18 protein-coding genes and 1 riboswitch are annotated in these 20,419 nt (G+C 53.9%); of the genes, 15 read left to right on the forward strand and 3 right to left on the reverse strand.

The window, feature by feature from the left end:
- From HNR65_RS14830 to HNR65_RS14895, 14 genes are all read left to right on the forward strand, one after another.
- Positions 1-2,709 carry an Hpt domain-containing protein gene (locus tag HNR65_RS14830; protein ID WP_181552304.1) on the forward strand — a complete coding sequence of 903 codons (2,709 nt, stop codon included), beginning with the start codon at positions 1-3 and terminating at the stop codon, positions 2,707-2,709.
- Positions 2,710-2,769: 60 nt separating this feature from the next.
- Positions 2,770-3,285 carry a chemotaxis protein CheW gene (locus tag HNR65_RS14835; protein WP_181552305.1) on the forward strand — a complete coding sequence of 172 codons (516 nt, stop codon included), beginning with the start codon at positions 2,770-2,772 and terminating at the stop codon, positions 3,283-3,285.
- Positions 3,286-3,312: 27 nt separating this feature from the next.
- Positions 3,313-5,304 carry a methyl-accepting chemotaxis protein gene (locus HNR65_RS14840; protein ID WP_181552306.1) on the forward strand — a complete coding sequence of 664 codons (1,992 nt, stop codon included), beginning with the start codon at positions 3,313-3,315 and terminating at the stop codon, positions 5,302-5,304.
- Between the two features lie 18 nt (positions 5,305-5,322).
- Complete coding sequence (locus tag HNR65_RS14845) at positions 5,323-6,144, forward strand: CheR family methyltransferase (protein ID WP_181552307.1); 822 nt, start codon at positions 5,323-5,325, stop codon at positions 6,142-6,144.
- Positions 6,145-6,156: 12 nt separating this feature from the next.
- Entirely contained in the window at positions 6,157-6,645 is a 489-nt protein-coding gene (locus HNR65_RS14850) for a chemotaxis protein CheD (RefSeq protein ID WP_181552308.1), read from the forward strand.
- Entirely contained in the window at positions 6,632-7,474 is an 843-nt protein-coding gene (locus HNR65_RS14855) for an HDOD domain-containing protein (RefSeq protein ID WP_181552309.1), read from the forward strand. Before HNR65_RS14850 ends, HNR65_RS14855 begins: the two co-directional genes overlap by 14 nt.
- A 20-nt stretch (positions 7,475-7,494) precedes the next feature.
- On the forward strand, positions 7,495-7,869 hold the full coding sequence (locus HNR65_RS14860) for a response regulator (RefSeq protein ID WP_181552310.1): 375 nt from the start codon (positions 7,495-7,497) through the stop codon (positions 7,867-7,869).
- A gap of 23 nt (positions 7,870-7,892) precedes the next feature.
- On the forward strand, positions 7,893-8,357 hold the full coding sequence (locus HNR65_RS14865; protein ID WP_181552311.1) for a chemotaxis protein CheX: 465 nt from the start codon (positions 7,893-7,895) through the stop codon (positions 8,355-8,357).
- A 42-nt stretch (positions 8,358-8,399) separates the two neighbouring features.
- Positions 8,400-9,440 (forward strand): protein-glutamate methylesterase/protein-glutamine glutaminase, encoded by a 1,041-nt coding sequence (locus HNR65_RS14870; protein ID WP_181552312.1) that lies wholly within the window; start codon positions 8,400-8,402, stop codon positions 9,438-9,440.
- Between the two features lie 192 nt (positions 9,441-9,632).
- The gene (locus HNR65_RS14875; RefSeq protein WP_181552313.1) at positions 9,633-9,956 is read left to right on the forward strand and encodes a late competence development ComFB family protein; all 324 of its coding nucleotides are present in this window, start codon (positions 9,633-9,635) and stop codon (positions 9,954-9,956) included.
- A gap of 4 nt (positions 9,957-9,960) precedes the next feature.
- Entirely contained in the window at positions 9,961-10,827 is an 867-nt protein-coding gene (locus tag HNR65_RS14880) for an HDOD domain-containing protein (protein ID WP_181552314.1), read from the forward strand.
- A 97-nt stretch (positions 10,828-10,924) separates the two neighbouring features.
- Positions 10,925-11,443, forward strand: coding sequence for a hypothetical protein (locus tag HNR65_RS14885; RefSeq protein WP_181552315.1), 519 nt, complete (start codon positions 10,925-10,927; stop codon positions 11,441-11,443).
- 13 nt (positions 11,444-11,456) lie between these two features.
- Positions 11,457-12,689: an HDOD domain-containing protein gene (locus HNR65_RS14890; protein WP_181552316.1), complete on the forward strand. Its 1,233-nt coding sequence runs from the start codon at positions 11,457-11,459 to the stop codon at positions 12,687-12,689.
- Positions 12,673-14,976: a sensor domain-containing protein gene (locus HNR65_RS14895; RefSeq protein ID WP_181552317.1), complete on the forward strand. Its 2,304-nt coding sequence runs from the start codon at positions 12,673-12,675 to the stop codon at positions 14,974-14,976. The genes HNR65_RS14890 and HNR65_RS14895 overlap by 17 nt, the downstream gene beginning before the upstream one ends.
- Before the next feature lie 43 nt (positions 14,977-15,019).
- Here HNR65_RS14895 and HNR65_RS14900 read toward each other — a convergent pair whose 3' ends face one another.
- Both HNR65_RS14900 and HNR65_RS14905 read right to left on the reverse strand, forming a co-directional pair.
- Positions 15,020-15,556: a YIP1 family protein gene (locus HNR65_RS14900; protein ID WP_181552318.1), complete on the reverse strand. Its 537-nt coding sequence runs from the start codon at positions 15,554-15,556 to the stop codon at positions 15,020-15,022.
- A gap of 51 nt (positions 15,557-15,607) precedes the next feature.
- Positions 15,608-17,434: a diguanylate cyclase domain-containing protein gene (locus HNR65_RS14905; protein ID WP_181552319.1), complete on the reverse strand. Its 1,827-nt coding sequence runs from the start codon at positions 17,432-17,434 to the stop codon at positions 15,608-15,610.
- A gap of 208 nt (positions 17,435-17,642) precedes the next feature.
- On the opposite strand from HNR65_RS14905, the gene HNR65_RS14910 reads away from it, so the two are divergent.
- The gene (locus HNR65_RS14910) at positions 17,643-18,836 is read left to right on the forward strand and encodes an IS1634 family transposase (RefSeq protein ID WP_435051292.1); all 1,194 of its coding nucleotides are present in this window, start codon (positions 17,643-17,645) and stop codon (positions 18,834-18,836) included.
- A 310-nt stretch (positions 18,837-19,146) separates the two neighbouring features.
- Here HNR65_RS14910 and HNR65_RS14915 read toward each other — a convergent pair whose 3' ends face one another.
- Positions 19,147-19,941, reverse strand: a complete 795-nt coding sequence (locus HNR65_RS14915; RefSeq protein WP_181552320.1) for an acetoacetate decarboxylase family protein — start codon at positions 19,939-19,941, stop codon at positions 19,147-19,149.
- Positions 19,942-20,069: 128 nt separating this feature from the next.
- A riboswitch (cyclic di-GMP riboswitch) is annotated at positions 20,070-20,173 on the reverse strand.
- Between the last annotated feature and the right edge of the window lie 246 nt (positions 20,174-20,419).

Consider the following 20,419-nt stretch of genomic DNA (forward strand, 5'->3'; position numbering starts at 1 on the left):
ATGACAAAAAATCAGATGCAAACGGCAAAAGAAAAGATTGGTCCACTTGTGGAAAAGGCTGCAGAAGCGCTGGTAATGGGTGATCTCTCCGATGCCTCCGCAGCCGGGGACCTGGCAGTGGCGTTTACGGAAGTTGCCGTGGCGCTGGATGAAGACTTTCCCCGTGCCTCCAGGGCCGCCCGGAGTGCCGGCGAACTGCTGGAAAAAATGGCTGCCGCAGGCAGACCTCCGTCCGGAGATGAGGTGGAGGCCCTGGAAGGGGTCATTTCCGGGCTCCAGGACATTTCCGAACGCAACCTGGCCGATGACCAGCCGGTCTTCCCAGAAGGCTTTGCCCCTGCGGCCGGGGCCAAAGCCGATGAAGCTTCCAATGCTGCGGCAGGCGAGGCGGCCAATCCGGCCTCTGCCGTGGACCAGGAAATTCTGGACGAGTACCTGGCCCAGCAGGATACCGTGGTCTCCGAGATCGAGGATCTGGTGCTGTCATTTGAACACCAGGCAGACGCCCGGGTTTTAACGGCATTAAAGCGCATTTTGCACACGGCCAAGGGTGAAGCGGGCGTTCTTGGGTTAAATCCCATTGAGCGGGTATGCCATCGGGTGGAGGATTATATTCAAAAAGATGAGCAGCACCTGCAGGCGGACTTGCTCCTGGAGTTCAAGGACTGGTTTGAGCAAAGCATTTCCGCGCTAAAGCAGGGCCAGGAAATTCTTTTGGCAGACAACCTGCTTGAGGCCCTGGACACAGCCATCTATTCACCGCCTGGCCCAGCAGAAAAAGATCAGGCCCCAAAATCCGCTCCTGATCCCGCGCCGGAACCGGAACCGGAACAGGAATCCGACCCGGTCCCTGAATCTCCTCAGGAGCCGGAGCCGCAGACGTCATGTACCCAACCGGAGCAAAACAGGCCGGAACAGGACAGTGAAATGGCGTCCCTGATGTCTGCGGTGGAAATCGAGGATCCGGAAATCACGGCGGATTTTATCTCAGAGGCCAACGAGCATTTTGAAATTTCAGATGAAAACCTGCTGACCCTGGAAAATGATCCGGAAAACGAGGAGGCCATTGCTTCAATTTTCCGGGCCTTTCACACCATCAAGGGCACAACCTCCTTTCTCGGGCTCACCCCGGTTTCCACCCTTGCCCACAAGGCGGAAAACCTGCTCGACGAGGTGCGCAAAAAGCGCATCGCCTTTGACGGCCAGGTGGTGGATGCCACGTTTAACGCCCTGGACCTGCTGAAAAAAATGAACAAGGACCTGGAGACCGCCCTGGGAGCAGACGGGATGTACACCCCCCCGCCTGAACTGCCCGACGTGTTTGTCCAGCTCAAGGCTGCTCTGGGAAACGGGGATGCATCTCCCAAAGCCAAGCCATCCCCGGAGGCCGCGCCACTGGAAAACAAAAAATCTGAGCCGTTGGCCGCAGATCCCTTGTTGGATACCGGCCGCGAGGCTGCTGCGGATACCGTAACCGAGGCTGCACCGCCGGCCGCCGAGGCTGCGGCTGCCGGCGGTGCTTCGGCTTATGCCGGCAAAACCGTCCGCCAGACCATGAAAATCGATGCTGACCGCATTGATCTGCTGCTGGAAACCATCGGTGAGTTGGTGATCGTGGAATCCATTGTCAGCCAGGAGGCCGGCGAGCGCCGAACCGAGGCCCGCGAACTGGAAAGAAACCTTGCCCAGTTAAAAAAGATCACCCGCAGCCTCCAGGACATCGGCATGTCCATGCGGCTGATCCCCATTGACAACACCTTCCGCAAAATGGGCCGCCTGGTGCGGGATCTGGCCAAAAAATCCGGCAAAAAAATCGAGCTGACCATGGAGGGCCGGGAAACCGAGCTGGACAAGGGCATGGTGGAAAAGCTCGGCGATCCTTTGGTGCACATGATCCGAAACGCGGTGGATCACGGCATTGAGCCCACGGCAGACGACCGGGTGGCAGCGGGCAAGCCCGCCACGGGCACCATCGTGTTAAAGGCCTATCACCAGGGCGGCAATATCCATATTGACATTACAGATGACGGCCGGGGCCTGGACCGGGACGCCATTTCCGCCAAGGCCAAAGAGCGGGGGCTGATCACAAGCGACGAGAACATGACCGACGAGGAAATCTATGCCCTGATCTTTGAGCCCGGATTTTCTACGGCCAAGCAGATCACTGATGTTTCGGGCCGGGGCGTGGGCATGGATGTTGTCAAAAGCAACATCGAAAGTATGCGGGGCAACGTGCGCATCCGGTCGCAAAAGGGCGTGGGCAGCACCTTTACCCTGGTTCTGCCCCTGACCATGGCCATTATCGACGGCATGATCGTCCGGGCGGGATCAGAGCGCTATATCCTGCCGCTTTTGTCGATTATTGAATCGTTTCAGCCCACCCGGAAGATGATCACCAAGGTGTCGGGCAAGGGTGAAACCGTGCCCTTCCGCCAGCGCCTGCTGCCCCTGTTCCGGCTGGCCACCATGTTTGACATCCATGATGCCCAGAGCGATCCCACCCAGGCACTGGTGGTGGTGCTCGAGGACGCGGGCCGGCAGATCGCGCTTTTGGTCGACGAACTGCTGGGCCAGAACCAGACCGTTATCAAGAACCTGGGCCAGGGGCTCAAGCACGTGGACGGCATTGCCGGGGCCAGCATCATGCCCGACGGCACCCCGGGGCTGATCGTGGATGTCAACGGACTGGTCAAGCTGGCCACGGCATAAAAAAATAAACGCGGGCAGGCAATCCAATAAAAAACAAGCATAACCGCAGGAGAGGAAAAAATGACGCAAACTGCTCAAAAAAACAATGAAACCAATGAAAGCCTGGCGAACCTGGCCGGCAAATACCTGACATTTCTGCTGGGCGACGAATCCTACGGCATCGAGATTTTAAAAGTCCAGGAGATCATCGGCATGCAGTCCATCACCCGGATTCCGCGCACGCCCGAATACGTCAAGGGCGTGATCAACCTGCGGGGCAAGGTGATCCCGGTCATTGACCTGCGCCTGCGCTTCGGCATGGAAGCCGCCGAAGTCTCGCGCAAGACCTGTATCATCGTGGTGCAGGTGGCCAAGGCCGATATCAACGTGACCATGGGCATCGTGGTCGATGAGGTTTCGGAAGTGCTTGAAATTGCGGCAGCGGAAATCGAGCCGGCCCCGGGATTCGGCACCCGGGTGGAGACCTCGTTTATCATGGGCATGGCCAAGACCGAAAGCGCGGTTAAGATTTTGCTCGATATCGACAAGATCATGTCTGAAAACGAAATGGAAGCCCTGGCCAAGAGCACCGGCTGAAGCGGAAACAAAAGAAAGGCAAAGATCATGAAACTGAGTCTGAAAAACAAAATTTTACTGCCCGTGCTGGTCCTTGTTGTTCTGGGCATGGGCGTATCCACACTGGTATCCTATGTGCAGTCCAAAAATGCCGTGGAAACGGAACTCAACCGGCAGCTGGAGCAGATTACCACCTCCAGCATCCAGACCCTGAGCGGCTGGGTCCAGGACCGCAAACTGGATATCAGTTCCTGGAGTACAGAGCAGCTTTATCCCAAGGCCATGACCCAGGGGCTTATGGGGCAGGCTGCCCGCAAGACGGCCAACGAACGCATGGCCCATCTCCAGGCGGCATATGATTATTATGCCAATATTTTTCTGGCAGACAAAAGCGGGGATATAGTTGCTGCATCGGCTCCGGATTCAGTTGGCAAAGTCAGTGTGGGCGACCGGGATTACTTTAAAACTTCCATGCAGGGACAGGAAACCATATCCGAGGCCATTGTGAGCCGGGCTACCGGGGAGCCGGTATTTGTGATTTCCGCGCCTGTTGTCATGCAGGAAGAGGTTCAGGGCGTTTTGCTGGCCACGGTACGCATCGAGGCCTTTGCCTCCCAGTTTATTGATCCCATCAAGGTCGGAGAAAAGGGCTATGCCTTTGTCTATGATGATGATGGCGATGTGCTGGCCCACCCGGACCGCAGCCAGATCATGAAAACCAACATGAAGGATCTGGATTTTGGCGGCCGGATGCTGCAGCAGGGAAACGGCCTTATGGAATACAGCTACGATGATACGGAGAAAATGGTCAGTTTTGACAGCGAGCCGGTCACCGGCTGGACCGTGGCGGCTTCCGCCAGCCAGCATGAGCTCATGGCCCCGGTGCGGCGCCTGAGTTACATCAACCTGGGCCTGGCCGGCGCCATCATTGCAGCAGCACTTGTGATCGTGTTTTTCCTGGCCCGTTCCATTGCCAATCCCCTGCAGGCCATGACCGAAAGCCTGACCCGCAATTCCGAGCAGGTGGCATCGGCTTCGTCCCAGGTATCATCGTCGAGCCAGTCCCTGGCAGAAGGGGCCAGCGAGCAGGCCTCCAGCCTGGAGCAGACATCGGCGTCTTTGGAGGAGATCGCCTCCCAGACCAAGATGAATATGGAAAACAGCAAATCCATGGACAACATGATGAAAAACGAGGCTGGCCCCAGCTTTCAGCTCATGGAAGAGAAGATGGCGGTCATGGACGGCAATCTCAAGGAAAACGTCAAGCTCAGCGAGGAAAGCGCCAAGATCATCAAGACCATCGATGACATTGCTTTTCAGACCAATCTGCTGGCCCTGAATGCCGCTGTTGAGGCTGCCCGGGCCGGCGAGGCGGGCAAGGGATTTGCCGTGGTGGCAGAAGAAGTGCGCAATCTTGCCGGCAGAAGCGCCGAGGCCGCCAAGACCACCCAGGAGTTGATTGAAAATTCCCAGACCAAGATCCATGAGACATCTGCGGTGTACAAGGAGATCTCCGAGGCTTTGGGCAGCACCAACCAGATCGCCCAGAAGGTCATGGCCATGGCCGGGGAAGTGGCCTCTGCATCTGAAGAGCAGTCCCAGGGCATTGACCAGGTCAATGGCGGTGTTTCGGAAATGGACAAGGTGGTCCAGCAAAACGCCTCCAATGCCGAGGAAACCGCTTCGGCCTCGGAAGAGCTCACCGCCCAGGCAAGTGAACTCGAGGAAGTGGTGATCCGGTTAAACCGGCTGATTCATGGCCAGGCGGAAAACGGCCATGCAACGGTGCAGCGGAAACCGGGTTCTGCAAAGCAAATTTCCCGGGGCGCCTCTTCGGGCAGACAGACAAATGCCGTGCAATCCCGGCGCCAGCAGGATCGGAAACAGGTGCAGAACAACAGGCAGCCGGGTCAGCAGACAAAGCAGAAGGCTGTTGAAGGCCGGGCTGGCAAAAAACCGGCCCAGGCTTCGGCCCAGCAGGCGAAAAAACGGCCCGAAGAAGTCATTCCCCTGGATGAGGATGATTTCAAGGATTTCTAAACAGATAAGGATTTCCGGATGAACGGGTACGGTTCTTTAAATGAAAAAACATTCCGCCAGTTTTCGGAACTGATCTACAATGAGGCCGGTATTCACCTGGCAGAGCACAAGCAGGCGCTGGTTTCGGCCCGGCTGGGCAAGCGGATGAGAAAACTCAGAATCAATGATTTTGAAGATTATTACCGCTATGTCCAGGAAGATCAGTCCCGGGCCGAACTCAGCCAACTGCTGGATGCCATTTCCACGAATGTCACGTTTTTCTACCGCGAGCCGGATCATTTCGAGGTGCTCGGGTCGATGGTCAAAAAATGGCATTCGGAAGGTCAGCGAAGGTTCCGGGTTTGGTGTGCGGCGGCCTCCACGGGGGAGGAGCCCTACACCATCGCCCTGACCCTGGCAGAAGCCCTGGATGATCTGCGGGATGTCAAGATTCTGGGCACGGATATTTCCACCACTGTGCTGGAAACCGCGCGCAGGGGGGAATACAGCTCCAAAAAACTGCAGAAGATTTCAAAGAAGCTGGCAGGCAGGTATTTCACGCCCATGGGCGGCAAGGGAGACGACCGGATCTTTCGGGTCAGAGATGAGATCAAAAACATGATCACCTTTTCCTGGCTCAACCTGTCGACTCCCCCGTTTCCCATGCGCGGGCCTCTGGACGTGATTTTCTGCAGAAATGTGATGATATATTTTGACAATGCCGTCCGCCAGCGGCTGCTCGATGAGATGCACCGGCTGCTCAAGCCGGGCGGATATCTGATGGTTGGCCATGCCGAAAGCCTTTCCGGCCTGCTGGGCGGGTTTCGCTCTGTGCGGCCTTCTGTTTATATCAAACAATAACCGGGAAAGAAAATGGCGCAAATCGTTGTTGACATAGCAGATATGCGGATTTCAAAAAATCCCGGCGACACCCTGATCACCTATTCCCTGGGTTCGTGTGTCGGTGTGGCCATATATGATCCGGTCATCGGGCTGGGCGGGATGATCCACTGCATGCTGCCCTTGTCCAAGGTGGACCGGGAAAAGGCGCAGGTGCGGCCGTATATGTTCGTGGATACGGGCATGCAGCAGATGCTCACCCGGCTTTATGAAGGCGGACTGAGAAAGGCCCGGGCGGTGATCCATGTGGCCGGCGGCTCCCAGGTTCTCGACAGCCAGGGGGTGTTTAAGATCGGGGAGCGCAATTTCACGGTGCTCAGGAAAATTCTCTGGAAAAACGGGCTGCTTATGGAAACCCAGGAAGTGGGGGGCAACCGCTCCCGCACCATCAGTCTGGACATCGGCACAGGCCGGTTTACCATCAAATCAGGAGGCAGGATAACCCATTATGACCTTCCGTGACCAAATCGAGCAGCACATCGACCATTTTGCCGAGATGCCGCCTCTGTGTCAGCGTCTTTTGGGGTATCTCGAAGATCCGGACGTGGACTTTAAAGTCATCCGCGACACCATTCAGTATGATCCCGGTCTGACCGCCAACGTGCTCAAGCTGGCCAATTCGGTTTATTTCGGCGCAGTACAGGAGGTGGCCTCTCTTCAGGCGGCCCTGGTGCGGCTGGGCACCCGGCGGATTTTTGAGCTGGTGCTTTCCCTCAACGTTTCCGGGCGCCTGGTGCCGGCCCTGCCCGGATACGGCCTGGAAGCAAATGAACTGCTTCGGCACTCCATCTGGACGGCTGTGGCCGCCCAGGAACTGGCGGGGCTTTTGGGCATGAAAGATGTGGACACGGTTTTTACCGCCGGGCTGCTCCACGATATTGGCCTGCTTTTGCTCGATCCCTTTATTGCAGAGCAGCACGAGCGTTTCGGGCAGGTCATGGACGAGCAGTCCATGGCTTTTGATCAGGCCGAAAAAGAGGTCCTGGGCATGGATCATGCCGAGGCCGGGGCCCGCATCCTGGAGCGATGGAATCTGGGGGCGGCAATGGCTGCGGCCGTGCGCTGGCATCACGCCCCGGACGCGGCAGAGGAAAACCACTCCCTTGTTTATCTGGTTCATCTGGGTGATATGCTCGCGCTTTCAGAAGGAGTGGGCACGGGCATATACGGCCTGCAATTCAGCGTATCTCCCGAATCGGTCAGGGCGCTGGGTTTGAAGAAGCATCATCTGGAATATACCGCCAGCAAGACCCTTGATAAAATGCGGGAGCTGGAAAACATTTTAACGTAACAAACCAGAGAGTCAACAGTATGGGCTATAATGTGCTGATTGTCGACAATTCCGTGATCATCCGGAAGATGGTGGCCAAAACCCTGGGCATATCAGACCTGGATATCTCCGGGTATTATTATGCCGAAAACGGCCGGCAGGCCCTGGAGCAGCTCGATGAAAACTGGATTGATATTGTTTTTGCCGATATCAATATGCCTGTGATGAACGGCATCGAGATGATCGAGGAAATGAACAAAAAGGATCTGCTTACCACCATCCCGGTGGTGGTGATTTCCACGGAGCGCAGCCGGGAGAGAATCGACCGTCTCAAATCCATGGGAATCGGGGCGTATCTGCAAAAGCCTTTTGTACCCGAGGAATTTGCCCGGGTGGTCAAGGACTTGCTGCAATAACCGCTAATATCGGAGCGTAAACTATGGATACCAATGACAGCGCAATGTTGCTGCAGGTGTTTTCCTCGGTGTTTGAGGATTTTGCCTTCATGTTCGTGGATGCCGACGACGATCCGCCTGAGCCGGACTCGGATTGTTGCCCGTGTCTGTTTGCGCAGATTTCGTTTTCCGGACGGGATCACCAGGGTCGGCTGGAAGCCGGGGCACCCGCGGACCTTTGCGGGGAGCTGGCGGAAAATATTCTGGGCACAGGTCCCGAGGATCTGCCTGAGGATGCGGCGGAACAGGCGATTACAGAGGTCTTGAATGTGGCCTGCGGCTATCTGCTGGCGGAAAAATTCGGTACGGACGAGGTATTTGACTTGTCCATTCCCGACACCCGAACCCTGTCGGAACCGGAATGGAACGAGCTGGCAGCAGGCGGCCGTCACTTGTTTTTGCGGGTGGATGAATCGCCCATGCTGGTGCGGCTGGTCCTGGACGCGTAAGCGGACTTCAACAAAAACTGTAATGTTTGCGGATAAACCAATATGATCAGGGTAATTATCGTGGATGACTCGGCCATTGTCCGCCAGGTCCTGTCCCGGGAACTGTCCCGGGCCGAAGATATTGACGTGGTGGCAACGGCGCCGGATCCTTACGTGGCAAGGGACAAGATCGTGGAATTGCGGCCCGACGTGGTGCTGCTGGATATGGAAATGCCGCGAATGGACGGTCTTTCCTTTTTAAAAAAACTCATGAAGCATTTGCCCATCCCGGTGATCATCGTCTCATCACTGACCCCCAGGGGCGGGGAACTGGCAGTGGAAGCCATGAATGCCGGGGCCGTGGATGTGATGTGCAAGCCGGGCTCGGCCCTTTCGGTCAACAACATGTCCGAGGCGCTGATCGAAAAAATCCGGGCCGCAGCCAAAGCAGAGGTGAAAAACACGGGGGTGCGCCACGCCGAAACCGGCGCCGGCCGTCCCCAGATCCGGATCACCCAGGCGAAAATGACAGACACGGTCATTGCCATTGGTGCCTCCACCGGCGGTACCCAGGCCATCCAGGAAGTTTTGACGCGAATGCCCGGAAACGCCCCGGGCATCGTGATCGTTCAGCACATGCCGGAGCAGTTCACCGCTTCCCTTGCCCAGCGGTTAAATCAGCTGTGCGCAGTGGAGGTGCGCGAGGCGAAAAACAACGATTCAGTGCTGCCCGGAACGGCCCTGATTGCCCCGGGCAATTATCATCTGCTTTTGCAGCGCAGCGGGGCACGGTTTTATGTGCAGACCCGCAGCGGCCCATTGGTATGCGGACATCGGCCGAGTGTTGAAGTTTTGTTTAAATCCGTGGCCCGGGCGGCTGGCAGAAACGCCGTGGGCGTGATTTTAACCGGCATGGGAAAGGACGGGGCTTCGGGCTTGCTGGAGATGCGCAACAATCACGCCCGCACCATTGCTCAGGACGAGCAGAGCTGCGTGGTCTTTGGAATGCCAAAGGAAGCCATTGCCCTGGGTGCGGCCGAAACCGTGCTGCCCTTGAGCCGGATTCCGGAAAAGATCATCCAGAGTATTAACGAAAAACATTGATGGCGACGTAAAAAGTCCAATATCTGCGTTACGCGCGATTCCTCAGAATTTCACGTACGGAGAAGTACGCTGCATTCTTCGAAATTGCGCAAGCCTTGATCTTGAACTTTTTACGGCACCATCTGAAATCAGACTTTTTACGGTGCCATCAACATTGAATTAAACATTTTTATCTATCATCCGGGAGGCAGTATGACCAGCAGCCGGCGATCTGAGGACAGATACCAATTTTTGGGGGTGGATCTCAGCGCAATCCGAAACCGCAATGAATTCCGGGTGATCCGGCATTTACCGGAAATTTTAAGTGAATATCCCGAAGTGGAGCAGAACCTGGTCAATATCCAGGATATCTATGCACTGGCCTTAAATCTGCTGCCCGCCCGATACACTCAGCAATTTTCCATTGTGTTAAAGGATCCGGTTTCTTCTGATCGGGTCAGGGATGCACTGCGGCAGGCCGTTGAAAGGGTTCGGGACAATCCCACCGGACCGGCACGACAATACGAAATGGAATAACGCCATGCAGCGACATTTGATCAAGCGGCTCGAATCCATCCGGAATCTGCCGACTCTGCCGGCGGTCATCGAGAACCTGGGCACCGCGCTGCAGGATCCGGAAGTCGATGCCGGCCAGATCGCGGCCATTATCGAGGATGATCCGGCCATCACGGCGCGTATCATGAAAGTGGTGAATTCCTCCATGTACCTCGGCGTGGATGAAACCGTTTCGCTTCGCCCGGCCATTGTCCGGCTGGGTTTCCGGGCGGTGAGCAATATTGCCATGTCTGCTGCGGTATTTTCCACATTTGCCCCGAACAGGAGGTCGGCCCTGGATCGCGCCGGGTTCTGGCGGCACTGCATTGCCGCCGGCATTGCCGCAGAAGTTTTGTGCAACTCGATTCCACAGTTTGCCAGGGTGCATATTGCCGCGGATGTGCTTCATGTGTGTGGTCTGCTCCATGACATGGGCAAGATCGTTTTTGAGCAGCATTTTCATGATCAGTTTTCCGAAGCCATTGAAATCAGTAAAAAAGAAGGAATTTGCCTGTCTGTGGCAGAGCACCGGGTGATGGGAGTGGATCATTGCCAGGCCGGGGCCTGGCTGGCCCGGAAATGGAATCTGGCCCACAGCCTGATTTCAGTGATCCGGTGGCATCATGATCCATCTATGGCAGAGGAAAGGTACAGGGACCTGGTTCGGATCTGCGGGCTGTCGGACAGGGTGGTCAATGCCGGGGGACTGGGGCAGGGGGGAAATTACAGGATGAATCAGGCCCCTGAAATTGAAGAAGAAATTGACCTGGACCCGGAGGATCTGGTAAAAATGATTCATCTGATCGAAACCCGGGCCGCTCAATCGCCCCTGCTTGATGTGCTGGGCGCTTGAACCGGCCCGGGAACAATCAACCCAGAAATCGCGCAAACCTTGATCTTGAACTTTTACGGTGCCATCTGAAAACCGACTTTTACGAGTGTGTCAAGCAATGAATTGCCCTGATGACGAGATCCTGACCGAGATCGCCATAGACAACTACAATTTCAGGGTCACCTGGAGCGCGGCCAGCCGGGATTGCTGTATTCTTTGGATACGGGATGCGGATACCATGGATCAGTTCGAGGCCCTGGGCCGTTTCAGCCGGTTTGACAAACGCAGCATTCTGGAATTTGTGGTCCGGTATGTGACCAGCCAGTCTCTTCGGGAGGAAATCAGCAAGCGGCGGTTTGCCCGTTATATTGAAAGTCTGCCGCCCACCTTTTTTCAGCAGGTCCAGTACATGGGCTATCATGAAAAGGCGGCTGCGTTTAAAAACCTCTACAACCTCGATTCGGTCATTGATGAAGCCGCGGACCTGGGATGGAAGCGCCGGTGCATGGCCAAAAAGTTCCACCCGGACAAAGGCGGCGACAAACGGGCCATGGCCCTGATAAACGAAGGCTACGAGCTGTTAAACGCCAAAAAGGATGATTGTTCTTCCAAAGATGGAAAAAACAAGCCCTCATAAACTGGTGCCGGGAATGATACTCGCCCGGGACGTCAAGGATGCGGCCGGCCGGCTGCTTGCACCCTCGGGGCAGAAGGTCAATGACAAACTCATCCGGATTTTTAAGATCTGGGGGGTGGGTGATGTGCATGTGCGCCTTCCGGATGAGGCTTCCGGCTCCCAACCGGACGCAGACACGTATGTACCGGAGGAAATCCGGCAGAAGGCCGAAGATGTTGTCCGGTACCGATTTCAGTTTAATGACTTAAATGATCCCTTTGTGGCCGCTTTGTTTCAGCTCAGCGTGGATCGAAAAGCCCGGCGGCTGTTTAACAATCCAAATGCCGGGGCCGGATACAAGCACCTGCAGGACCGGCCGGATTCAGGAAGAAAGCCTGTGCGCACACGCCCGCAGAAGGTCAACGTGGAAAGCCTGATCCACAGAACCCTGCGCCTGGGGACTCTGCCGGATATTTACTACAAGACCATTTCGGCCATCAATAACCCGGATGCCTCTTTGGATGACATTGCCGGCATTGTGAGCAAGGATACCACCCTTTCGGCCAAGGTGCTGCAGCTGGTTAACAGCAGTTTCTACAGTCTTCGTCAAAAAGTTGATACCCTGACATGGGCCCTGGCACTGATCGGGACCAACCAGCTGATGACCATTGTCAGCGGGGTTTCAGCCGTTTCGCTGTTTAAAAACATCCCTTCCCGGCTGATTAACATGGCCTCTTTCTGGGAGCACAGCATTGCCTGCGGAACCGCAGCGCGGCTGATATCCGGCTACTTTCCCCAGCGCATCGAGGCGGAGCGCTTTTTTGTGGCCGGGCTGCTCCATGACATCGGCCGCCTGATTCTGGTTCAGAACCTGCCGGAGCAGTATTTTCAGATATTCAGACAGGTAAAATGCGAGGAGTTGTTTCTTTTTACAGCCGAAGAAGAGGTTTTCGGCTCGGATCATTCCCATATCGGAGCAGCCCTTGCACGGCACTGGAACCTTCCGGACCGGCTGGTCAACATGATCCAGTACCACCATTTTCCCGCAACCCAGAAATCCTTTTTTGAAGCCGCCATTGTCAATCTGGCCGATATCATAGTCAATGCCCTGGAGATCGGAAACAGCGGCGAGTTTTTTGTCCCTGTCATGGAACCGGAGGTATCTGAGAACCTGAACCTCGATCCTGAGATCCTGCATTCCATGGCCCATGAGATTGATTTTCAACTCGCTGACATATTTGAGATTATTTATGGACGAATTGAGTAAGGCAATGGATTTGACCGCTGGTGACCGGCTTGAAGCCATTTCCGGCAATGCCATGGCGGCGCTGGAATTGTGCGCTTCCCTGGGCGACTATCAGACCTCCGTGACCAAGTTCAAAAACCGCAAGGATATTCTTGAACGCTCCTTGCAGGGCTTGCGGCAGATGGTGGCCATAGAGTTTTATGCCTTTTACGCTGTTGATGAAGCCCATTTTGACATTGCGCTGGAACATCTCGATGATCCGGGCCGGGCGGATTACGTCGGCCGGACAGTGGAGGATTTAATTGACCGCGGGGCGCTGGCCCTGGCGTTTCGGGAAAAACGGACCCAGACCGTCCGCAGCCATGACGGCAAATACCAGGTATTGATTCATGCCGCTGCCACAACCTCGAAAATTTACGGTGTTTTTTTCTGTTTTGTCAAAACCAGTGTCCTGGAAAAAGGTATTGTCGACAAGATCACCACGATTATTATCAAGGCTACGGGATATGCCCTGGAAAATTTTGAGCTCTACCAATTGATCCGGCAGAAAAACGAAGAACTGCTGGAAAAAAACCTTCAGGTGTCCAAGTCTGAAATCCTTTACCGAAATACATTTGAAAACACCGGCAATCCAACCATTGTGGTTGACCAGAAGGGAACCATTGTTTATGTGAACAGCGAGTTTGCGGCTTTCTCGGGATGGGAGCGGGAAGACCTGGCAGGCAGGCGAAACATTGCCGAGTTTCTGGCCTGCGAAGGCCGCACCGGTTTTGCAGGGATTTTGTCTGCAGCGGAAAAAGACCCTTTGGACACCCCCACCGAATACCAGTTTGAAAGCCGCACCCGGGAAAAAAGAACTGTTTTTCTCAAGATTTCCCCTCTGGGCCTGGAAAACCAATACATTGTTTCCTTTACCGATATTACGCCCATCAAGGAAGCGGAAAAACAGCTGCAGTTCCAGGCTTTTCACGATCCGCTCACCCATCTGCCCAACCGGGTTTTGTTTCAGGACCGGCTCAAGCAGGCGATCAAGAAAAAAAAGCGGTATCAGGGTTATAATTTCGCCGTGGTGTTTGTTGATCTGGACCGATTTAAGTCGGTCAACGATACCCTAGGTCATAATGTGGGCGATGACCTGCTGATTCAGGTGGGAGAGCGCATTTTGTCAAGCGTGCGCGAAGTCGATACCGTGGCCCGGTTCGGGGGCGATGAGTTTTTGATCCTTTTAGAAGACATCCGGGACAAGGAGTGCTGCGACATGGTCACTCGGCGAATCCTGGAGCAGTTTGCCGATCCCCTGGCGGTTGCCGGCCATGAAATTGTCATGACCCTGAGCATGGGGATTTTAATCAGCAGCGAGAGCCAGGCCGGTCATGCCGATGCCATCCGGCTGGCGGACATGAGCATGTATGAGGCCAAGCGCCAGGGCCGAAACCAGGTGGTCTACGCCCACCAGATTCAGGACCGGGAGATCGAGCGCCGCCTGGTCCTGGAAACTCACCTTCAGGCCGGCATCCAGAAAGACGAATTTTTCGTTCAGTATCAGCCTCTTATGGATCTTGCCACAAACCGTCTTTACGGGGTGGAGGCCCTGGTGCGGTGGCGGCACCCGGAGTTGGGCATTATCCCGCCCAACAGCTTTATCCCCATTGCAGAGGAATCCGGGCTGATCATTCCCCTGGGCCGGAAAATATTTGAAATGGCATTTGCCGATTTTGCAGCATGGAAGACCAACTTTGCTTCAGCAAGAGATCTGTGCCTGAGCATCAACCTCTCGGTTAAGCAGATGCTGCAAAGCAATCTGGCGGCCGATATTCAGGCCATGGCCCGCGACGCCGGGCTTTCGCTGGAAAACATTAACCTGGAGATCACTGAAAGCCTGTTTATTGACGATATGGAGCGGGCGGTTAAAACCATTCGTGAATTAAAGACCCTTGGGATATGCATCTCCATTGATGATTTCGGTACCGGCTATTCTTCTTTGAAATACCTGAATCAGTTTTCCATCGATTTGGTGAAAATCGACAAGATTCTCATTGATAACATCAACGGCAACCTGACCAATTACAACATCGTGGCCTCCATGCTGGAGTTGTGCGCCAAGCTCAATCTCAAGGCCATGGCCGAAGGCATCGAGGATATCGACCAACTGGAAAAGCTCCAGGGCATGAACTGCCCCTTCGGGCAGGGCTACTACTTTGCCCCGCCCCGGGACAGAAACATAATCGAAGAAATGCTCGCCGGGAATATGGGGTCAAACCTTGATGAAAGTCTTGCGATAAATGATGGCAGCAAAATCTCTTTTTGACTCGTGCAAAAGACCATAATCAAGGATAACCCCCCATCTGTTTTTATTGGGTATCGGGCATCCCCCCGCCGATCGCAGCAAATACCAGGGCCAACAGCAGGATCTGGACCAGCCAGCCGATGAGGCAGACGCCAACGGCCCGCCAGGTGCTGTGATAATCCAGGGCCTGGCGCACGGCAATGACCATGGCAACCAGCATCCAGATGCCGGCCGCCAGAAAGACAATGCTCTGCAGGCCGGGTATGATCCCCAGTACCCGGATCAGGCCAGGGGAACTGGAAAACCCGATGGTGCGCAGCAGTTCTCCGTAATCCGCCCGGGTCTGCGGCTCGGGCAGCAGTTTTGTGCCGATGACATAGGTTAAAAACGCCCAGATGAACCAGCCGATCAGGGCAAAAATGGTGCCCACAATAACTCCGCTGGCGCCCTGAACGCTGATGGCCCCGATGCCGGCTGCCAGGCTGGAGAGCACCACAACGCCTATCGCTTGTCCCATGGCGCTTTTGTCTGCTTCCACTTCCTCATATAGATGAATGTCGAGCTTGGCTGCCCGGATCATTCGATCCACGAAAAGATTCATATGCTCCTCCTTTTTTCTGCAGGGTCTATAATCAGACTTTTTATAGGCTTATCAAGGTTTGATCTCCTCTATGAATATCTCGACCACCGCAGGGTCAAACTGGGTGCCGGCTGCCCGCCGCAGTTCTTCCATTGCCTGTTGCCCGGATCGGCTGTCCTGGTAAGGTCGCTGGTTGGTCATGATGTCATAGGCCTCGGCCACCGCAAGAATCCGGCATTCAATGGGGATTTCCCCGCCTTTTAAGCGCAGGGGATATCCCCTGCCGTTCCACCATTCATGGTGTTTTAGGATCAAATCGGCAATCGGTGCCAGATCCGGAGACGACAGGGCAATGCGATGGCCGATTTCACAGTGGCGTTTCATCTCCTGGTATTCCTCTGCAGTGAGTGTTTCGGATTTAAACAGGATACGGTCGGAGATGCCCACTTTGCCAAGGTCATGGAATTGGGCGAGCAACTGCAGGTTGCGGGATTTTTCACTGGAAAGCCCCATCTTTTCAGCTATTTTTGATACGTAAAATTTGAGCTGCTGAGTATGGCCTTCCCGGATATAGTCTTTTTCCTTCAGTGCCTGCAGAAGGCTTTGCAGTATCCGGGTGCTGCCGGTCCGGAGATGTTTGAGTTTTTCTTTGTACATGTTGTCGTCGGCTTCCTTGAACAGGGCCTGCATGTCAATGGGAAGGCTCGTGCGTACGGCATGGCCGATGGAAAACGAGAGGTGTCGGTCCGGATTGGCGGCATTGTGCTTTTCAATTTCCCTGGCAATGCGCTGGATGCGGTCTTGGACCACTTTTTGTTCACTGCCGGGCAGAAGAACAGCAAATTCGTCTCCGCCTATGCGCGCAAGGATATCGCTGGAACGAAACGCGGCTTTGAGGGTGCCGGCAGCGACCCGCAGCAGTTCATCGCCCTTTTGATGGCCAAGTGTATCGTTGATCAGTTTTAATCCATTGATGTCACAGACAATGATGCCCAGCGGCAGGTGCCGCTGACGGGCCAGCCGGTTCATTTCCTCCTCAAAAAAGGCCCGGTTATAAAGGTCGGTCAGGGAGTCATGAAAGCTTAAGTATCGCAGTTCTTCTTCCGCCTGTTTCTGTTCGGTGATGTCGTGGAGCATCACCAGAAAGGATCGGCTCTGGTTTTCCCGGGGTACGGGGATGATTTTCACCGAAACCCGCCTCTGGTTGATGGCAAGATCTTCAGAGAAAATGATTTCTTTTTCCCGGCGCGCGGCTTCTGCGAGCTGCTTGCGTACAATGGGCTGGTCAGCATCCCGGAAAAGGGTGATAAAGTCGCAGGACAGCAGGTCCTGTTCCTTTCTGCCCATAATACTGACAGCCGCCGGGTTGGCGTAGACGATTTTGCCTTCGCCAACAAGCTCGAGCAGGCCCTCGGACATGTGCTGCAGTGTTGTTTCGGAATGCTGTTTGGATGCCAGCAGTTCTTTGCTGATTTGGCGTTCAAAGAGTTCATCCCGGCCCATGACCTGCCCCCTGAGCTGCAGGCCCCCGTCGGTTTCGATCTGTTCCAGGATAAATTCCACATTGGCGGTCAGCCGGTCAAAGGGCCCCTTGGCAAGGATCATGTCTGCATCCAGGTTTTCCGGATGCATTTCCTGCTCCATGGCAATGGCCGAAAGCATCACGATAAAACTCTGTTCATGATCCGGGTTCCGGCGGAGCAGCCGGCAAAGCTTGTCCCCGCTGATGTTGGGCATGATCAGGTCAATGAAGAAAATATCCGGGCGCAGATTTTCCAGCATCTGGATGGCCGACAGCCCGTCTGCGGCAGCAATGACCTCATGGCCTTTTCTGCCGAGCAGATTGCTCATAAACTGCTGCATAACCGGATGGTTGTCTACCACCATGATCTTTTTCATTCACGCGTAATCCTTTTTGCCGATAGACTGCTTTAACAATACATTCTGTCCCTTAATTGATGTCAAATCAACAATTTTATATCATTGTTTTCAAAAAGGCAAAATCTCTTCGTCAGCGACGGCACTTTTGGGGGCTGCACTTTTCGGTGAAAGCCGTGGTGGAATTCATTGGTTTTGATTATATATCAGACAGCCGGCCGGTTTTGCGATCACTTACGGCCACTGCAAGGACAAACGGCCGGATTTTAAACAGTTTTTGATCTCAATGCCCTGCGTGGACCGAAATATCCCGGTCATTGGTTCCCCAAAAGACGGCAACGCATCGGATAAAACCATAAACAACGAACTGCTGACATATATCTCCCGCCACATGGCCCGTCACCATCTTGAGCCGGGAGCTTTTGTGTATGTGGCCGATTCAGCCTTTGACACCGGCACCCAATTTGTCAGCAGGCTTCCTGCAACTTACGCCGAATGCAGCCGGGCAATCAAAGAAGCCGTCAAATCCGACCAGTGGCACGATATCGGTGCAATCTCAGAATCAACAGGCACAACCAAGCGCCCGCCTGCCCATTATCAAATATATGAAACCACCATCACCATCAACGGCCGGGACTATCGAGCCATCGTGGTTCACTCCAGTGCCCATGACAAAAGACGGCATAAACGCATTGATCGCTTGCTGACTGAAAAGCGCAAAGAACTGGAGGCCATTTGCAAAGAGGCATCCACTTCATATTTTTGCCAACCCGACGCCCAGGCTGCAGCAGACAAGCTTGCCGGGGCTGCCATCGGCAGCTATCACCGAGTGGAAACGCAAATCAAAAAAGTCGCCAAATATGCCCGGGGCCGACCCCCAAAAGACCAATCCCGCCAGCCCAGGGGCTACGAATACCGCCCGGAAATCCAAATCAGGCAAGATCCTGATGCCATTGCCCCTCTGCGCCTGGAGGCCGGGTGCTTTGTTTTGATCACCAACATGGCAGAAAAATCGGAACTTGGACAATGGTCAGCAAAACGCCTGCTTCAACTCTACAAGAACCAACATGGCATTGAGCAAAATTTCGGTTTTCTCAAGGACCCGGTGATCGTTAACAGCATCTTTTTAAAAAATCCCAAACGTATAGAAGTCCTCGGCCTGGTTCTTCTGATTGCCCTTCTGATCTGGCGACTGATTGAGCGCAGTATGCGCAAATACATCGAAAGCACGGGTCAGGCGATACCCGGTTGGGAGAACCGCCCAACGAAAAAAACAACAGCGTTTATGATGACTACAAAGTTTGCAAGCGTATCGGTAGTCAAAATAGGTGACAAAAGGCAGCTGGCTTATCCATTGCGCTCCATGCATTTGGAGTATCTCAGGGCGTTAAACGTTGACCCGGATATTTTTACTTATCCATAGCACCCCATGAGAAATTATTCGCTGTCCGGCAAAAAGGGGTGTGGAAAGTATGCCGCCGGTGAGCTTCGTCGTTACGTGAAAGGACTACGGCTATGCCCCGCCAGTAATGCGGCTCTCGGCCCCAAGAGGATTGCCAGAATCAAAATGCAAATTCCAGGGTGGCCGGGAATATTCTCTGGGTTGGCATCCCTGTTTCAAGGGTTCGAATCGGCCTCTGGTAAAGGAAAAAACCGCCTTTCGGGGCTGATGACCATAAAGGGCTTAAAACACAGCGTGAAAACCAATCAGATCCTATATAATAGCAAGTGCATCATTTCATGTCCCACTTGAGAAAAGCAAAGGGAAGAAGGTCCATAAATCCGGTTTCCGCCGCGACTTTACCGTTAAGAATGGCAATGTCGCCCTCCATGTAGGTTGCACCAAGCATTCTTACCACCTCCACCTCATGCCAGGGATCATAATTCGAAGCATTGAATGTAATCGTGCCCTCCCCGAGTTGGAGTTCCTTGGGCTTGGCGACCGTTATCTGAGAAACCAAGCGGGGGTCGTAATCAAAAGCAGAGCCTTCGGGGGCAGGGAAGTGTTTAAAATTATAAAAAATATTTTGAAAGGAACCATCTTTTTCTTGTCGGTTTTTTATAAGCCTGTCCTGAACGGCTGAATCACTGAAAGAACCTGTAAGCGTTACATTAATTTGCATTACTCGAACGCCGCGTCGCTCTGTCCATCCCAGACATCTATTGTCCATTTTTTCAAAATGAATTTCTGCCATTTTCTTGGGAAATCCGAATCGTTCCCGCCCTCCAGCCATGGCCATATCGTTTGTCACAGGCATAGACAGACAATAATACCCTTCCTCTCCTTCATATTCGGCATTTATAAACAAAGCGCTTTCTTTGTAGGTGACATCAAAATTGGTGGTTGGATAATCTCCCACAAACGCCATTGCAACAGGTGCCGTTGCAGGCTTAAGCGGAGGAGGCAAAAGGTTTGAGATGATTTCCGGCGTAGTTTCCCAAAATACTGTTATCATTTCCGCATTGTAAATTTCTCTGGCTTCCTTGGTGTTTGCCATGATTTCTTCAAATGATTTTACAAAGCCCATTATTCACCTCCTCTCTTTGGTTTCCTGTTTATGTCTATAATTTTAACTATCTGAATTCATATTTTTTATTTTTTATCGGAGCGAATCTGCATACCTGTAGCGCATAAAAAAAGCCGAACCACCAAAATATTGGCAGTCCGGCTATCTCAAAAACCGAAGCAGGGAAAAACCGTTACCGAAAAGACCCGTGACTTTCCGTCCCAATCTCACGATTGGTTTGGCTTTATCATAATTTTTATATGCTTCCAAAAAAACGGAGTGTCAAATATTTTTAACAGATCTTTAAAAAAAATTTCATTTCGTTGTGATAACTTGAAAGGGAAAATACGGCTATGCCCTGCCAGTATTTCGGAGTTGTCGGAAGAGAGTAATGACGGATTCAAGGTTCAGTTTCGTGGGTGCCCGGAAATGCTGTCCCCAATGGCAAGCATGGTGGGCTCACGGGGGTAGCCACTATTTGTCCTTGAGGGGGTGGATC

It is taken from the genome of Desulfosalsimonas propionicica (assembly GCF_013761005.1).
Taxonomy (GTDB): Bacteria; Desulfobacterota; Desulfobacteria; order Desulfobacterales; family Desulfosalsimonadaceae; genus Desulfosalsimonas; species Desulfosalsimonas propionicica.

What these genes read in the sequence shown, in the direction of transcription:
- HNR65_RS14830 (WP_181552304.1), top strand. Translation starts at nt 1, where the DNA reads ATGACAAAAAATCAGATGCAAACGGCAAAAGAAAAGATTGGTCCACTT.
- HNR65_RS14835 (WP_181552305.1), top strand. Translation starts at nt 2,770, where the DNA reads ATGACGCAAACTGCTCAAAAAAACAATGAAACCAATGAAAGCCTGGCG.
- HNR65_RS14840 (WP_181552306.1), top strand. Translation starts at nt 3,313, where the DNA reads ATGAAACTGAGTCTGAAAAACAAAATTTTACTGCCCGTGCTGGTCCTT.
- HNR65_RS14845 (WP_181552307.1), top strand. Translation starts at nt 5,323, where the DNA reads ATGAACGGGTACGGTTCTTTAAATGAAAAAACATTCCGCCAGTTTTCG.
- HNR65_RS14850 (WP_181552308.1), top strand. Translation starts at nt 6,157, where the DNA reads ATGGCGCAAATCGTTGTTGACATAGCAGATATGCGGATTTCAAAAAAT.
- HNR65_RS14855 (WP_181552309.1), top strand. Translation starts at nt 6,632, where the DNA reads ATGACCTTCCGTGACCAAATCGAGCAGCACATCGACCATTTTGCCGAG.
- HNR65_RS14860 (WP_181552310.1), top strand. Translation starts at nt 7,495, where the DNA reads ATGGGCTATAATGTGCTGATTGTCGACAATTCCGTGATCATCCGGAAG.
- HNR65_RS14865 (WP_181552311.1), top strand. Translation starts at nt 7,893, where the DNA reads ATGGATACCAATGACAGCGCAATGTTGCTGCAGGTGTTTTCCTCGGTG.
- HNR65_RS14870 (WP_181552312.1), top strand. Translation starts at nt 8,400, where the DNA reads ATGATCAGGGTAATTATCGTGGATGACTCGGCCATTGTCCGCCAGGTC.
- HNR65_RS14875 (WP_181552313.1), top strand. Translation starts at nt 9,633, where the DNA reads ATGACCAGCAGCCGGCGATCTGAGGACAGATACCAATTTTTGGGGGTG.
- HNR65_RS14880 (WP_181552314.1), top strand. Translation starts at nt 9,961, where the DNA reads ATGCAGCGACATTTGATCAAGCGGCTCGAATCCATCCGGAATCTGCCG.
- HNR65_RS14885 (WP_181552315.1), top strand. Translation starts at nt 10,925, where the DNA reads ATGAATTGCCCTGATGACGAGATCCTGACCGAGATCGCCATAGACAAC.
- HNR65_RS14890 (WP_181552316.1), top strand. Translation starts at nt 11,457, where the DNA reads ATGATACTCGCCCGGGACGTCAAGGATGCGGCCGGCCGGCTGCTTGCA.
- HNR65_RS14895 (WP_181552317.1), top strand. Translation starts at nt 12,673, where the DNA reads ATGGACGAATTGAGTAAGGCAATGGATTTGACCGCTGGTGACCGGCTT.
- HNR65_RS14900 (WP_181552318.1), bottom strand. Translation starts at nt 15,556, where the DNA reads ATGAATCTTTTCGTGGATCGAATGATCCGGGCAGCCAAGCTCGACATT.
- HNR65_RS14905 (WP_181552319.1), bottom strand. Translation starts at nt 17,434, where the DNA reads ATGAAAAAGATCATGGTGGTAGACAACCATCCGGTTATGCAGCAGTTT.
- HNR65_RS14915 (WP_181552320.1), bottom strand. Translation starts at nt 19,941, where the DNA reads ATGGGCTTTGTAAAATCATTTGAAGAAATCATGGCAAACACCAAGGAA.